This is a genomic window from Pseudoalteromonas sp. SIMBA_162 (assembly GCF_046535955.1).
GTDB lineage: Bacteria > Pseudomonadota > Gammaproteobacteria > Enterobacterales > Alteromonadaceae > Pseudoalteromonas > Pseudoalteromonas marina.
In genome coordinates, this window is record NZ_JAWJBQ010000236.1 from 1 (window position 1) to 292 (window position 292).

At 61.6% G+C, this 292-nt stretch carries 1 protein-coding gene; it reads left to right on the forward strand.

Features of this window, described 5'->3' with window-relative positions; genetic code table 11:
* Nucleotides 1-63: 63 nt before the first annotated feature.
* A partial coding sequence (locus tag R0J88_RS19495; RefSeq protein WP_410900797.1) for a monovalent cation/H(+) antiporter subunit G occupies nucleotides 64-292 on the forward strand: 229 nt, incomplete at its 3' end.

The following is a 292-nucleotide window of genomic DNA, read 5'->3' on the forward strand; positions in this document are numbered from 1 at the left end:
GTGGCAGTCTGCAAGTACCTGCTGCGCGGCGACATCATCGAATGACCTGAGCGGAGACTCCCCATGCCCACCTGGTTCTATCCTGTCCTCGAAGGCGTGATCGCCTTCTTCCTGGTTGCCGGCGGCCTGTTTGCCTTCATCGGCTCTCTGGGACTGACGCACCTCAAGGACTTCTACATGCGCCTGCACGGCCCCAGCAAGACCACCACGCTGGGGGTCGGCTGCGTGCTGATGGCGTCGATGATCTACTTCCGCGCCACCACCGGCCACTTCAGCTTTCAGGAAATGCTGG